General features: G+C 48.4%; 8 protein-coding genes. 4 read left to right on the top strand and 4 right to left on the bottom strand.

The features are described 5' to 3' along the window. The first annotated feature begins 121 nt into the window (after nucleotides 1–121). On the top strand, nucleotides 122–2254 hold the full coding sequence (locus tag JIN82_RS04570) for a M3 family metallopeptidase (RefSeq protein ID WP_234041766.1): 2133 nt from the start codon (nucleotides 122–124) through the stop codon (nucleotides 2252–2254). Nucleotides 2255–2593: 339 nt separating this feature from the next. Beyond that, entirely contained in the window at nucleotides 2594–3433 is an 840-nt protein-coding gene (locus JIN82_RS04575; RefSeq protein WP_200310461.1) for a PEP-CTERM sorting domain-containing protein, read from the top strand. An 80-nt stretch (nucleotides 3434–3513) separates the two neighbouring features. Here JIN82_RS04575 and JIN82_RS04580 read toward each other — a convergent pair whose 3' ends face one another. The 3 genes from JIN82_RS04580 to JIN82_RS04590 all read right to left on the bottom strand — a co-directional run bounded on the left by JIN82_RS04580 (nucleotide 3514) and on the right by JIN82_RS04590 (nucleotide 11319). Beyond that, on the bottom strand, nucleotides 3514–6933 hold the full coding sequence (locus tag JIN82_RS04580; RefSeq protein WP_234041767.1) for a tetratricopeptide repeat protein: 3420 nt from the start codon (nucleotides 6931–6933) through the stop codon (nucleotides 3514–3516). A gap of 366 nt (nucleotides 6934–7299) precedes the next feature. Further along, nucleotides 7300–10455, bottom strand: a complete 3156-nt coding sequence (locus JIN82_RS04585) for a tetratricopeptide repeat protein (protein ID WP_200310463.1) — start codon at nucleotides 10453–10455, stop codon at nucleotides 7300–7302. A 141-nt stretch (nucleotides 10456–10596) separates the two neighbouring features. After that, nucleotides 10597–11319: a polyamine aminopropyltransferase gene (locus tag JIN82_RS04590; RefSeq protein ID WP_200310464.1), complete on the bottom strand. Its 723-nt coding sequence runs from the start codon at nucleotides 11317–11319 to the stop codon at nucleotides 10597–10599. Nucleotides 11320–11368: 49 nt separating this feature from the next. Between JIN82_RS04590 and JIN82_RS04595 the strand changes: the two genes are divergently transcribed. Further along, entirely contained in the window at nucleotides 11369–11620 is a 252-nt protein-coding gene (locus JIN82_RS04595; RefSeq protein ID WP_200310465.1) for a TM2 domain-containing protein, read from the top strand. A gap of 71 nt (nucleotides 11621–11691) precedes the next feature. On the opposite strand, the gene JIN82_RS04600 is transcribed toward JIN82_RS04595, so the two are convergent. Next, nucleotides 11692–12921, bottom strand: a complete 1230-nt coding sequence (locus JIN82_RS04600; RefSeq protein WP_200310466.1) for an LL-diaminopimelate aminotransferase — start codon at nucleotides 12919–12921, stop codon at nucleotides 11692–11694. A gap of 373 nt (nucleotides 12922–13294) precedes the next feature. Here JIN82_RS04600 and JIN82_RS04605 point away from each other — a divergent pair, with 373 nt between their 5' ends. Beyond that, nucleotides 13295–14101: a PEP-CTERM sorting domain-containing protein gene (locus tag JIN82_RS04605; protein ID WP_200310467.1), complete on the top strand. Its 807-nt coding sequence runs from the start codon at nucleotides 13295–13297 to the stop codon at nucleotides 14099–14101. The last annotated feature ends 508 nt before the right edge of the window (nucleotides 14102–14609 follow it).

Below are 14609 nucleotides of genomic sequence, written 5' to 3' on the forward strand. Positions count from 1 at the left end.
GAATTCTCTCCACCTACTGAAAACCGAAGCTCTAGAACTAGCAAACTCAAAACCACGCCATTCTCTTGCCCATTATATCGACCACTGCAATTCGATCAAAAAATTACCCCACTCCCTCTCGATGGCGGAATCAGCCAACTCTACGCTTGAATCCACATCCATCCTGCCGTCTCTTGGATGTATGCCCAATGCGCATCCATTTCTCTCTGATGATTTTTACATTCCGTGGTCACAGCTCACTGCCGACCGCATCGAGGCCGACCTCAACGAAGGGCTCCGCCTAGCCAAAGAAAACCTCCAGCAACTGCGCGACTTGCCACTGGACCAGCTCAGCTACGACAATACCTTCGGCGCGCTGGAATCATCCACCGATGAACTCGACCGCGGCTGGGGACGCCTGCAGCACCTAGACTCCGTTAACGACAACGAAGCGCAGCGCGCCCAGCTCAATGCCATGCTGCCCACCATATCTGCATTTTACGCATCCATCGCGCTGGATGAGGAAATCTGGCAACGGCTCAAAACCTTCGCCGACAGCCCGGCAGCCAGCCAGCTGAGCGAAATCCAAAAACGCTTTGTCGACGAAACTTGCTCCAGCTTCATCGACTCCGGCGCTGCCCTGCCTGCGGATAAAAAACAACGTGTTTCAGAAATCCAATCTCGCCTGTCTGAGCTGACCCAGAAATTTGGTGAAAACGTGCTCGATTCCACCAACGCGTGGGAGCTCGTTGTCGACGATGCCGCACGCCTCGCAGGCCTGCCAGAATCCGCCATCGCCGGTGCGCTCGCCATGGCCAAAGCCAAAAACCTCGCCACCGACGACGAGCCAAAGTGGCTGTTCAACCTGCAATACCCGTCGATGGGCCCAGTGCTCCAGTACGCTGACGACGATTCATTGCGCAAAGAAATCTGGCAAGCCAACTGCCAAATTGGCCTCGGTGACTACGACAATACCGACATCATCTGGGAAGTGCTCGAGCTACGCCACGAGAAAGCTGGCATCCTCGGGTTCCAAGACTTTGGCGATCTCACACTCAACCGGCGCATGGCCAAATCTGGCGCCACCGCCATGAATTTCACCAACGACCTGCACGCCCGCATCCAAGACGCATTCAAAGATGACGTCGACCAGCTGCGCCAGTACAAAGCTGAAAAAACCAGCAGCCAGCCAGAAACCATGCAACCATGGGAAACTGGCTACTGGGCAGAAAAACGCCGCCAAGAACTCTACGACTTCGATGAAGAAGCACTGCGTCCGTATTTCCCCATGCAGCCAGTCATGGAAGGCATGTTCCACATCGTCAGCCAGCTGTACAACATCCGCATCCAAGAGCGCGATACCAGCGCTGAAAAAATCGACACATGGCACGAAGACGTCCAGTTCTTTGACATCTTTGACAACCAAAACGACGAGCTGCTAGGTAGCTTCTATACCGACTGGTACCCACGTGCCTCCAAACGCGGCGGCGCTTGGATGAATTCATTCGAAACCGGCCTGCCACCAGCTGGAGATCAGCCACGCCAGCCACACCTCGGGCTGATGTGCGGCAACATGACCAAACCCGTCGACGGCAAACCTGCGCTGCTCAACCATCGCGAAGTCGAAACCGTTTTCCACGAATTTGGCCACCTGCTCCACCACTTGCTCGGTGATGTAGAAATCAAATCCCTCTCCGGCACCAACGTCGCCTGGGACTTCGTTGAGCTGCCATCGCAGATCATGGAAAACTTCTGCTGGGAGCGGCAAACGCTCGACCTCTTCGCCCGCCACTACGATACCGGCGAAACTATCCCCGAAGAGCTCTTCCAGAAAATGCTCGCCGCGCGCAACTACATGAGCGCCACAGGATTCATGCGCCAGCTCAGCATCGGCAAGCTCGACCTCGAACTCCACCTCAGCATCGACCAGTTCCGCGGCCGCGACCTCGATGAAGTCGACAGAGAAATCCTCGCTGACTACCGCGCCGAGCTAGCCACCGAGACACCATCCATCGCCCGTCGTCTATCCCACGTATTCTCATCACCTACCGGCTACGCCGTTGGCTATTATTCGTACAAATGGGCCGAAGTTCTCGACGCCGACGCCTTCACCCGCTTCCAGCAAGAAGGCATCCTCAACCCAGAAGTTGGTCAAGCATTCCGCCAGCACATCCTCTCCAAAGGAAACTCAAAACCAGCTGACGAACTCTACCGCAACTTCATGGGCCGTGACCCAGAGCTCACACCATTATTAGAACGTAGCGGATTGGCTTAATATTCCAGACCTCTTAAGCAATTTCAGCTGGCTCCTTTAATCCAGTTGAAACAGAATTTTACATGCAAATAGGCGGCCATTCGGTCGCCTATTTTTTGTGCTCAAAAAAGTGCCAACCCTGCACTGATTACTTGATTTGGCTCCCCTCACTAGCCTTCTCCAGCGGCTCGTCCTCCATAAATTAAGAAAATCGATTCATGACGCAACAACGACAAGTTTCACCTATTAAATATATTTATTTGACCCATCCTACAGATCTCACTAAGTCTGCGTCCGTCAACCAACAAGACATCAAACATTCTCTCTCAGCAGAGCCACCCCTTAGCAAATCACCCCACAATGAAATCCCACCAACTTCTCGCCTTAAGTTTCCTCATCCCCATGCATTGTTCCGCAGGCGTCTTTGTCATCACAGACAGCTTCAGCGCAACTAACGACAAGGATTATGCCAGTGGAACCTTCACAGATAATGGAGGCTCAGGGACCTGGAGCGTCACCACTGATGTGACCACCACAGGTGCCGACACTGCCCCCTACGGCTGGTACAATGACTCGGGAACCAACAAAGATCCCCAAGCTGGCAGCTTAGGCATTCAGACCACTTTCAGAAATGATAGTACCAATGAAAGTGCCGCCAACGAAGCCCCGCTAACAGTCAATTTCTCAGCAAGCGCTGACGATGGCTATCAAATCGGCAACATCACTATTTCTCAATCACCCTACAACAATCTATCGGGTGACAATGGTGTATCATACCTAGAGCAAATGGCCACATTCACCCTCAGCTGGAGCGGTGGCGGCACAGCGCTAGTTAATGATCCAGCGGGCCAACTCAGCTCCACCATGCTGAACTCATTCTACGCCCAAGGAGAAGAAATTGCCGCTGGCAATGATCCAGGCTTCACCGCCACTAACGGTCTATCATTTTCCAGCACCCAGACATTTTATTATACAACAGACCTAAATAACGATAGCGACCAATGGTCTATCACCCTGCCAGATGGCGTCGGCGATGTCACCGTCGAGTGGGATTCATATCTCGATAACGCCAGAAATAATAACTTCGGACTGAAATCCGAATGGATCAGCTTCAACGCCACCATCGTGCCCGAGCCATCATCAGCTGTGCTCGTCGCCCTATCAGGCATCAGCCTGCTAGCACGCCGCAAACGCAGCTAAGCCCAAACTCTCTCCCAACAAAAAAAGCTCACTTCATCCCGAAGTGAGCTTTTTCTAATGATTAGATTTTCCAGCTAGATCTAATATTTATCTTCCTCCATGCCATCCCAGTTAGGATAAGCATCCGCCCAGCGCTTCGCCATTGCACTAAGGTCTTGGATCTCTAGATAGATCTCCTGCGCTCTCTCCCAGTTTTTGCCCTCTGGATGAACGCCTAAGCGATACATATTGGCTATATTACGCTTACTTGTGTAATAATCAAACTTCTCTCTATCATCAGCTAAGTCAGCGACTACATCTTTATAGAGGCCTACCGCCTTAGCTGGATCAAAATAGGGATTTATCTGCGCATTGCCATGATGTAGCATGAGTCGATAAAGCGACTCTGTATAGTCAGTCTCTCCAGCGGCACGGGCTTTTTCAATGTAGCTGAACGTCTTTGCATAATCTTCTTTCCAAATCATATAAGCGGAAGCCAATCCACTATAGCCCTCGTCATTTTCTAGTTCAATCGCCTTCGAGTGGTATTCAATTGCTTTCTCAAAACTCGATTTATCTCCCAACGCCTTATAAGAATGCATGTCTCCAAGACTATAATAGCTATAGCTGTAGCCCAATTCTCCAGCTTTTAGCAGTTTCGCCTCAGCTTCCGCTATATCCGCCCCTCCCACAATGGCATTTCTTTCCAGAACCCAGTTTTCATTATAGGGGAAATAATATGTAGCTACCATATAGGTACTGTAACCATGCCCCAACTCAGCGGCTTTTTCATACCACTTCAGAGCCTTTTTCAGATCCTTCTCCACGCCATCAGGTCCATTCCTATACAGTTCACCCAATCTAGAAGCAGCCCATTTTTCGCCCTTATCAACAGCTTCTTTGTATGACTTAATTGCCAGATCCGCATCAGCCCCGCCTACGACGATATTCCGCTCTTTAGCCCAATCCTCATCACTGGGATCATAAAACGAAGCATACATCGCCATCGAATCCTCACAGCCTCGCTTAGATCCCCATTTATACCAATCATGAGCCGATTTCAGCTCTTTCTCCCCACTAGCTAGACCATTCAGATAGATTCTAGCTAGACGGTTACAGGCCCAAGCACTACCAGCATTGGCTGCTACAGAATAAGATTTGATGGCCTTCTTGACATCTGCGCCACCCACAACGGCATTCCTTTCCCTGATCCAATCCGCATCACTGGGATCATAAAATGAAGCATAGTCTTCCATACAGTTAAGCTGCTTCAATTCCGCACCTTTCTTAGAATAGAAAAATACTTTCTCCAGATCTGCGCTCCCCCCTAGTTCACCGTCACGATACATCCAGGCCAAGCGATCACATGCCATCCCACTTCCAGCTTCTATCGCAGCCTCATAATACTTCGCTGCCTCCTTCGGACTAGCTGTTAACTTACTGCTCCGCTGTATGTCGCCCAACAAGAGAGCTCCATTCGCTATGCCCATATCAAATGCCCGCTGATAGTTAGCCAACTGCACCTTACTCTGGCTTAGGCCAGCTCGTTTAACTCGCTTATTTGATAGTTTATACGACGCGTCTTTTAGCCACAGCGTAAGCTCGCGAGTTTTTTTAAACTTCTCGACGATGCTCATGCCCTTCGTATTTGCAAAATCACCGCGATCTATCCCCAAAGACTCCGGCAGATAATCTAATAAAAAATCAAAATCTCCCTGCCCAGCTTCGAGCAAGCGGCTAAGGTCTCGATGAATCCAGACCAATTCAGGTGTTAGCGACTCGAGCTTACATTTATGCTCAGCCATCTCGGCCACTAGTGGAGTTAGTGAGCTATCATTCGAGTCAAATAACAATGCGTATGCATACAGCTCTACTGGGCCAATTTCATCTTTCTCAAAGCGATCTAGCAAACTAGACAAAATCTGCTCGCCTTTACCTGTGTAGAGCAAAACGAGGTCTTCATGATTAGCTAAAAGCCATGCATCATCAGGTACTTGAGCAAACAAATAATCATAGAAGATCAACACGGTAAACATCATCTCATAAGCCTGCGGCAAATCACTAGGCTGCGGCGGATCAAAACGAGCACCGTCTTCAGCACCCAGTAACATGAGTAAACGTGATATCGCTTTTTCTATTTGCGGACCATCTTTCTCTAAAACCTTCTCTAACTCCTGAAGTGGTTCTAGTTCCTCGTTCCACTGACGAGAAATCCGATTGAATCCAGTCAATCCACACTGGCTTAGGTCACAAACAAATTGGCTAAGACTAGGCTCTGATAGATTCTCAGGCAGAGAAATATTATCAAAACGAATCTCTACCGCCTGGTAGCCAAAATCAGCAACATTCCCACATCTAACTCTGATCAATTCACCCGCGGCCCCCTCCACAATTTTGAATTTCATGTCGTCCTTAGTATAGGAAAATACCTTCTCACCGTTTTGAGCGGAGTCATCCACAGTCAGTTCGATAGATTCCCGCGAATCATACTTAATCAGCCCTGTTGGAAGAAGTTTGACACTCAAGACCTCAGAAGCGGCTCCTGATGCAGTTGGACATCCTACTCCTAAGTTCATTTCATAGTCACCGTCACCTCCCTTACTTGGAGAAAGCTTACAAAAGCTAGTGAATGTGGCTAGATCGCCAGCAGCCAACAGTTTCCCCGAAACCGCATTCTCTGAAAAGCCCTCAAAAGAATAATAGACGGTTGGGCCAGCCTCTTCTTCCACGCTGCCAAATTTCAGCAAACAGGCTTGCCCTTCATGTAGAAGCTCAACCCTAACTTCAAAATCATTTTTTCTAGCTAGCTGGTTACAAAGTTCATCCATCAGAGTGAACAATTTCTCGGCGTCTTCGTCAATTTCATCCAAGGGAGGCGCGTCATTTTGAGTCGTTAGTCTGACTGCTACCTGATCATCTTCATTGCCTAATGACACAGAACAATCACTGAACTGATAGGTAGCCAAAATAGTAGACTTCATCTTAGCCAACACCTCGTCGTTAGCTACAACTCCTTTGAAATCAGCTAGCAGAGCATTTAAATACTTCCGTTGTTTTGCATCTTTAGCTCCACTGAACTTCAACTTCCCAACCTTGTTGACTCTAAGCGGTTTGCTTGAACTCACGCTTATATCATAAACACGTCCATCTCGCGTTGCTCCACTTACCTTAATCTCTCCTGCAGTATAGGCTTTCGCCTCCAAATAAGTCTCAATACTTGAAGCAATATGTTTTAGTTTCCCATCGGTACCATCAGCGTGGTCGCCAGATTTAAATAACGGCTCAACGGGCTGACTAACCAGAGCATCCATTCTTCTCGGGCTCGTTAGAAATTGAATCAATTGATCTTCCATCCCGTCGTGACGCTCCATCCCGACAATAGAAAGTTTTGCTTCACCATATTTATAAACGGCGCCCTCGACTATCTTCACGCTAACAAAATCTTCAGCGAGCTCAAAATCAACTGTAATGTCTAGGAACCCATTGCGTTGGTAACCAGATTTTACCAAATTCGCGGCCATTGCATAAAAACTATCCGCTGGTGAACCAGCTAGCTTGGCTTGAAATGTCATAAAATGACGCTCAAGCCCGCGCTTCAGTTCAGTCTCGGTGAATGATTTGTTCCCTGAAAATCGAATTCCTGAAATCCCACCATACTTCGAAATCGGCTCAGCAGTTAACTCACTTGATGAAGAAAATGCAATGAGCAGCGGTAAAAGCACCCACAATCTAACGAACCTTAAAACCATGCCCTTCGTATAAAGTCTAATCAATCAGCGTAAAGCTGAAAACTAACATTTAACTTAATCAGACCGACTAAAATTAACAAAAAAGCTCACTTCATCCCGAAGTGAGCTTTTTCTAATGATTAGATTTCCCAGCTAGATCTAATATTTATCTTCCTCCATGCCAGCCCAGTTAGGGTAAGCATCAGCCCAGCGCTTCGCCATTGCACTAACATCTTGAATTTCTAGATAAATTTCCTGCGCTTTCTCCCAGTTTTTCCCCTCTGGGTGAACACCTAAGCGATACATATGGGCAATATGCCTTTTGCTTGAATGATACCCGTGCTCTTTACGCTTTTTCTCGTTCTTGGAGATCGTTTGCTTATACCCCTCTAACGCCTTTGCTGGGTCGTAGTATGGATTGCTCTGAGCGCTGCCATGATACAAGATTTTATAATAATCACTCTGCCAGTTATCATCTTCCCCTACCTTTTGGCACTTTTCAATCAGGCTCATCGCTGCTTTATAATCATCGTTATTTAAGACATAGAGCCACGCTAGGCTGCCATAAGCATCGTAACACTTCAGCTCGATCGCCTTTTTAAAGTAGCTAACGGCCTTGTCAAAACTGGAATCTGCACCAAAAAACTCGCTGACATGGCTACCTCCTAATACATTATAACAAGAACCACGCCCCGCTTCTGCAGCTTTCAAAAGGTACTCTTCAGCTTTCTTCATATCCGCACCACCAACTACAGCATTTCTCTCTATTGCCCAATATTCATTATTAGGCAGATAGAAGCAGCCCAAGCAGTGATTACTATATGCATCTCCAGCCGCTGCTGCTTTTGAGTAGTAATCAAATCCTTTCCGTAAATCTTTCTCAAAACCTTCTGAAGCATAAGAGTAAAGATCTCCTAGCTGTGAGTTCGCCCATACATTACCTGCTTCGGCTGCTTTTTGATACCAATGAATCGCTTTTACTGCATCAGCACCGCCGACGACTGAGTTCCACTCTTTAGCCCAATCCCTATCAATCGGATTATAAAAACTAGCATACATCCCCATGGAGCTTTTGTCCCCGAGCTTAGCACCTTTTTCGAACCAATCATGAGCCAGCTTAAGCTCTTTCTCCCCACTAGCTAGCCCATTCAGGTAGACTTTAGCTAGGCGGTAGCAGGCCCAGCTACTACCCGCCTCTCCAGCGGCCGAGTAATATTTGATTGCTTTTTCGACATCTGCTCCACCCACAGCCGCGTTCCTTTCCTTGAGTGGGCCAGAGTCACTTGGTTCATAAAAACTAGCGAAATAAGCACCTGCCCCCCTAGCATCACCTTGAGAAGCCCCAAGGCCAAACCACTTCGCCGCAGCTTGCAAATCAATCTCCACGCCTGGAGCGCCATCTATATAAATTCTACCCAATTGGAACGAGCCGAAGCTATTCCCCAAATTAGCAGACTGCTCATAATAACTGATAGACTTCGCCATATCAGCGCCACCTGCAGCTTTGTTACGCTCCTCATTTCCAGGTCGAGCATCGAGGAAATAGCCCATCATCGCCAATCCGAAGGCATCGCCCTGCTTGGCCGATTTTTGATACCATGAACAGGCCGTTTTTAGCGACTTTTTATAACCCTCTGCTCCATCCTCATACTTTTTGGCCAAATAATGCATCGCGGCAGGGTACTTCAGCTTGGCTGCACGTTCTGCATATTGCTTAGATAGCTTCACATCTCTTTTACCTCCAATGTCCAGCTCAGCTGAATTCTTTGGCTTTTCATAGATTCTAGCCAAACGAAACAGAGCCGCCTCATACTCTAGCTCAGCAGACTTCTCTAGATATTCTAGAGCTTGAGCACCATACTCATTTCCAGCTTCAATATATAGGTCCGCTACATAATAATACATCTCAGCTCTGCGTTCCTCATCACTATTAGCAGACTCTAAGAATAATCGAATCAACTCATCTCTATCAGCAGCAGAACCGGTCTCATCATACTTTCGCTTTGCTAGCCGCATCTTCTCCCCTATGCCATGAGCATTCCCATCCTTATATAATTTCTCGACGGTTTCCTCATAATCAGCCGAATTGGTACTGAATTTTTTCATCAGTAGCTGCGCCCCTTCTCTAGTATCTTTATAATCTGTCGCTTCAAGGTACGCCACCCAGTCCCTAGCCTCGGCAATAGATTGCTCGTCAGCCAAACTATTCAAACACGATAATAGTGGCATATAATAGTCTTCCTTACCCAAAAGGCTTAAAGCCCGAAAAACCTGAGTCTCTTTCCCGATAGGCCAACTGTTCGTCCCTGTAGCCCCAACAACCATCATGTAGTGCTGTAGATATCGTTCTTGCCCCGCTATGGCAGCCTTCATAAAGGCCTCATGCATCCATTCATGCTTGCCGATCTTGCCACCTGATTTAGCCAGTTGCCGCACGATTCTACAGTACTGTATTGCATAAGGACCGTGGACCTCAACAAGATCTAACATATCCGCAAACTCCTCACTTTTTACAAGATCCGCGTTCGAAGCCGACAGCATCGTGAAATTCAATGCGGTAAGCACCCCACCGTTCCATAAGCGTTTTGAGTATCTCCCCAGTTTGTCTCTATCCTTATGCATTAATGCGAGCTGACACTCTAGGAACATCGCTTCGTTACTGCCCGCCTTAGAAAAAGAACTCGACAATTTCCCTGCAAGACGGTGCTCATTAATCTCACATAAATATGACATCAAAGTCAAAGTGCCTCCGTAGTCCAATGCCTCATAGGCTTTCAAACAATTTGAGATCATCGACTCCTTCAACTCGGCCACCTTCTTTTCTGAGCGCTCCACGCCAAGTCCGTATTGATAAATACTTATCAAATAGCGATATCCAGCCAGCGCTCCTCTTTCTACAGATAATTCGGCTAACTCTCGCGCGATCGCAAAATCCCTATCAACGATAAATCCATGCAAATACAAGCGAGACAGTACTGCGGCAGCGCTGCCGTCTCCCAGCTTTACAGCCTTTTGCAAATAGGGAATACAATCACGCTGTGCTTCATCTCTGACATGTCCACCTAACACTATTTCCCCGCGGATACGTAAAGCGACAGGATCACTCGCTGCATCAACGGACGATACCTTCGCAAACAGATCTGGATATTCGCGATAATCCCCGAGGCCATGCGCATAAATACGCTCATATTCATGAGCTCCCGCCATCGCTTTTTTTGCTTTAGCTATGCTTGGAGCAAAGGGCAATTTGACCTCCGCTATACACGCTACAAGACTGCAAAAACTCACCAGTAGAGATAATAAACAAATTTTCATAAACAAACGTTACCTCGATCTAGCGATTCTAGCTGTTATATCCAGCGCATAATTAATTTTCTAGCTCGACCCACCCCAACAAAAAAGCTCACTTCATCCCGAAGTGAGCTTTTTTATAATGATTAGATTTTCAAGCTAGACCTATCGTCTGCGTCTTTGCTGTGGTTTATTTTGCGAAACGTAGCTGCCTTTGGTGGCGAGCCAGATGGTGTGCTGGCGGCGCTTGTTGCCCTTATGGGCGGCGTCGACGGAGACGCAGTTGACGTTGAAGCCTACTTTCTCGAGTCGCTTGGTGAATTCTTTATCTGGGCGCGCTGACCAGACGGCGTAGACGCCGCCTTGTTTGAGCGCATTCCATGCGTCGCGCAGGCCGTTGAGCGTGTAGATTGAGTCGTTCTTTTTGCCGTGGAAGGCACCTGGGCCATTGTCCACGTCCATGAGAATGACGTTAAATTTATCACTAGCTTGGCGCATGACCTTCTGCACTGGGCCGAGCTTGATGACCACGCGCTCGTCGTCTAGCAGTTTGCCATCATGCAGCGGCGCGAGGTGAGTTTTATTCCACTCGACGATAGCTTCGGTAAACTCGGATACGATGAAGGTGGCTTTTTTCTGTGGCAGAGATTCTTTGGCCGCGCTGAGTGTGTAGCCCATGCCGAGGCCGCCGATGAGAACGACTGGCTGGGTGGCTGGGCGGAATGGCGCGCAGCCAAGTCTAGCAAGTTCTTCCTCAGAGCCATGTGAGTAGCTGGTCATCAGCTGTTCACCGTTAGAGCAAATCATGTAGGTACCATCGTGCTCGATCAGCTCTAATGGATTTCCTTCAGGTGTTTGAGTTTCAGCGATTTTATTATACGGTTTCATGTCTTTGGCTTGCGGTCGCTAGGATTAGAATGGTAGAGGGTTAGGTGTTATGTCTGATACACAAATACCAGGTGCAGAAAAAAAAGTGATGGCTGGAGTTCTCGGAATTCTACTCGGAAGTCTAGGTATACACAAATTTGTTTTGGGTTACACTAAAGAAGGAATCATCCAAATTATTATTACAGCTGTCACTTGTGGCTGCGGTAGCATCATTGGCTTGATCGAGGGAATCATTTACCTCACCAAGTCCGACCAGGAGTTTGTTGATACTTACGTGAACAAGAAAAAGGGCTGGTTCTAATCCCGCTGGATTTATATTTCAAAAATACCGCGCGAGCTGAATGCCCGCGCGGTATTTTTTTGTCAACTTGATTACAGGCTGGCCTTGATGCGGCGGCAGACTTCTTCAACGTTGGCACGTGAGTTGAATGCAGAGATGCGGAAGTAGCCTTCGCCAGCAGCACCAAATCCTGAACCTGGTGTGATCACGACTTGAGCTTCTTCGAGCATCTTGTCGAACATGCCCCAGCTGTCTACGCCTTCCGGACAAGCGACCCATACGTATGGTGCGTTTTCGCCACCAAATACTTCGAGGCCAATCTCTTGGCAGGTCTGGCGCAGCAGTGCTGCGTTGCCCATGTAGTGCTCGATCAGCTCAGCCACTTGGGCTTTGCCTTCTGGTGAGAATACCGCAGCTGCACCGCGCTGTACTGGGTAGCTAGCGCCGTTGAACTTCGTGCTCACGCGGCGGCTCCACAGCGAGTGCAGAGTGATTTCTTCGCCAGCTGATGTTTTCACAGTGAGTTCTTTAGGAATCACAGTAAATCCGCAACGAACGCCGGTGAATCCACCATTTTTAGAAAATGAACGGAACTCGATAGCACATTTCTTAGCGCCTTCGATTTCGAAAATTGAATGAGGAATGGACTCGTCCTGGATGAATGCCTCGTAGGCGGCATCAAAGAGGATGATAGAGTCATTAGCTAGCGCGTAGTCTACCCAGGCTTGCAGCTGCTCTTTAGTAGCTACACCGCCAGTTGGGTTGTTTGGATAGCAAAGGTAGATCAGGTCTACTTTCTCAGCAGGAACTGCTGGCACAAAGCCGTTAGCAGCGTTGCACTCGAGGTAAACGAGGCCATCGTAGGCGCCGTTTTCATCCGCTTCGCCTGTGTTTCCAGCCATCACGTTAGTGTCTACGTAGACTGGGTAAACTGGGTCAGTAATAGCAATCTTGTTACCTTTACCGAAGATGTCGAGGATGTTGCCAGTGTCACACTTAGAGCCGTCTGAGACAAAAATCTCGTCAGCTGAGATGTCTAAGCCAGCGAACTGGTTCTCAACGATAGCGTCACGCAAAAACGCGTATCCTTGCTCAGGGCCGTAGCCGTGGAAGGTCTCACGATTTCCCTGCTCATCGACTGCCGCGTGCATCGCATCACGTACAGATGACGGTAGTGGCTCAGTCACATCACCAATGCCGCAGCGGATCAAACGCTCAGCTTGCTCTGGGTTTGCTTGTGTCCATGCGCCTACACGACGGCCAATTTCCGGGAACAGGTAACCGGCCTTCAGCTTCAAAAAGTTCTCATTAATCAATGCCATAGCGGCCCGCTTATGCACCGCCCCGCCGCACTTGTCGAGAGAATCTGTGCGCTCTGTGGGCTAGCCACTTTCTTTGCCCACTTACCAAACATCTCAACTATAAAAAATTTCCCTTCCTAGCTAGCTAAGCGATTTGCTTCTGCATTTAAATCCCCCGAATCCAAATGAATTGATAGCTGGCAATCAGGATGCCAGCATCCTGCTAGAGCGGCAAAACACCTAGAAATTAGAACTCGTATACAATCCCCTAGCACTCAGAAAGTTAAGATCTTTATTGACTGTCTGAAGAAATGGATAATTATGATTAATTGTAATACAAATAATTAGAAGTGAGATGATTCATTCCACCTAAACTCAAAACCTATCCATAACAATGATGAAACTATCCCTGATCATAACAGCTTCACTAGCCATTAGCTCATTTGGACTACAAGCTGCAACTGTACTATACGACTTCAACGCCAATGGAAACGGAGCCTCTGATGACGTCGCCATTACTGGTGCAGCCGTTGGATTCACCGAAGGAACTGTGCCAGCAGCCAGCACAGCCAAAAATGGCGAACGCTCACACAGCAGCATTGCCGCCGATGGCGAAAATGAGTTTTTTGTCTCATCCCGTAGTTTTGGCAACCACGCTCCTTCAGGTGGTGTTCCCAGTCCAGGTGATGAAACCTATCTAACATTCACATTAAATTCAACGGCCCCAGACCTGCTTGACTTCTCCAGCGCCTCATTCAGCTTCGACGCGACCACCTACAACGACACCTCGAACACTTCGTTCAGAATGGATTACCAACTATATGCCGACACTGGCGACGGTAGTGGCTTTGTGGCGATAGGCGGTTTGCAAAGCCTCGAAGGCAATACAGCAGCCAGTCCCGCTCCTCAGTCGTTAACTACAGCCGCTGACGAAAGCTTAACTGGCTGGAACTTAGACACTAACCTCGTTAGGACGAATAGTGCCTCATTTACCGACATTGATCTGAGTTCGCTAGGTGCGATATCAGGTGACGAGATCATCTTTGCCATCGCTCTAGTAGGCACAAGAAACAACAATATCAACTTTGCCACTACCTTGGACAATGTTGAAATCTCAGGCATCTCTGTGATCCCTGAACCCGCTAGCTCAGCACTTCTTGGCCTAGCAGGTCTTGCTTTCTTATGCAGAAAACGTCGCTAACCGAATCATCCCCATACATCAACTGGCGGGCTGGAAAATTTCCAGCCCGCCATTTTTTTGCTCAGCCGCCAGCTACCGAGCTTCGCTAGCCAGCTAAAAAAAAATGCCCGGCATTTTTTAACCAGCAAACCCACGGACCCATATAAAATCAACGATCGCCACAGAATTTGGCCAAATCATTCTGGGTTTTTCCGCTGGGTTCCCAGCTAGCTGGAGCCATTTCCAGCAGGCAAAACCATGCCGCCACAGCCCGTACTTTCAGCGAGCTGGCGAGCGCACCTTCAGGCGAAAAAAAATGCACGGCATTTTTCAACCAGCAAACCCACGAGCCCATATAAAATCAATAATCGCCACAGAATTTGGCCAAATCATTCTGGGTTTTTCCGCTGGGTTCCCAGCTAGCTGGAGCTCTTTCTAGCTAGCAAAACCATGCCGCCACAACCCGTACTTTCAGCGAGCTGGCGAGCGCACCTTCAGGGCGCTGCCCGAACCTTAGGCCCTCCCCCCC

This window comes from Persicirhabdus sediminis, from assembly GCF_016595495.1.
In the GTDB taxonomy this organism is placed as follows: domain Bacteria; phylum Verrucomicrobiota; class Verrucomicrobiia; order Verrucomicrobiales; family Akkermansiaceae; genus Persicirhabdus; species Persicirhabdus sediminis.

Bases quoted from the DNA above. Each gene is read 5' to 3' on its own strand.
- JIN82_RS04570 (WP_234041766.1), top strand. From the start codon at position 122: ATGGCGGAATCAGCCAACTCTACGCTTGAATCCACATCCATCCTGCCG.
- JIN82_RS04575 (WP_200310461.1), top strand. From the start codon at position 2,594: ATGAAATCCCACCAACTTCTCGCCTTAAGTTTCCTCATCCCCATGCAT.
- JIN82_RS04580 (WP_234041767.1), bottom strand. From the start codon at position 6,933: ATGGCCGCGAATTTGGTAAAATCTGGTTACCAACGCAATGGGTTCCTA.
- JIN82_RS04585 (WP_200310463.1), bottom strand. From the start codon at position 10,455: ATGAAAATTTGTTTATTATCTCTACTGGTGAGTTTTTGCAGTCTTGTA.
- JIN82_RS04590 (WP_200310464.1), bottom strand. From the start codon at position 11,319: ATGAAACCGTATAATAAAATCGCTGAAACTCAAACACCTGAAGGAAAT.
- JIN82_RS04595 (WP_200310465.1), top strand. From the start codon at position 11,369: ATGTCTGATACACAAATACCAGGTGCAGAAAAAAAAGTGATGGCTGGA.
- JIN82_RS04600 (WP_200310466.1), bottom strand. From the start codon at position 12,921: ATGGCATTGATTAATGAGAACTTTTTGAAGCTGAAGGCCGGTTACCTG.
- JIN82_RS04605 (WP_200310467.1), top strand. From the start codon at position 13,295: ATGATGAAACTATCCCTGATCATAACAGCTTCACTAGCCATTAGCTCA.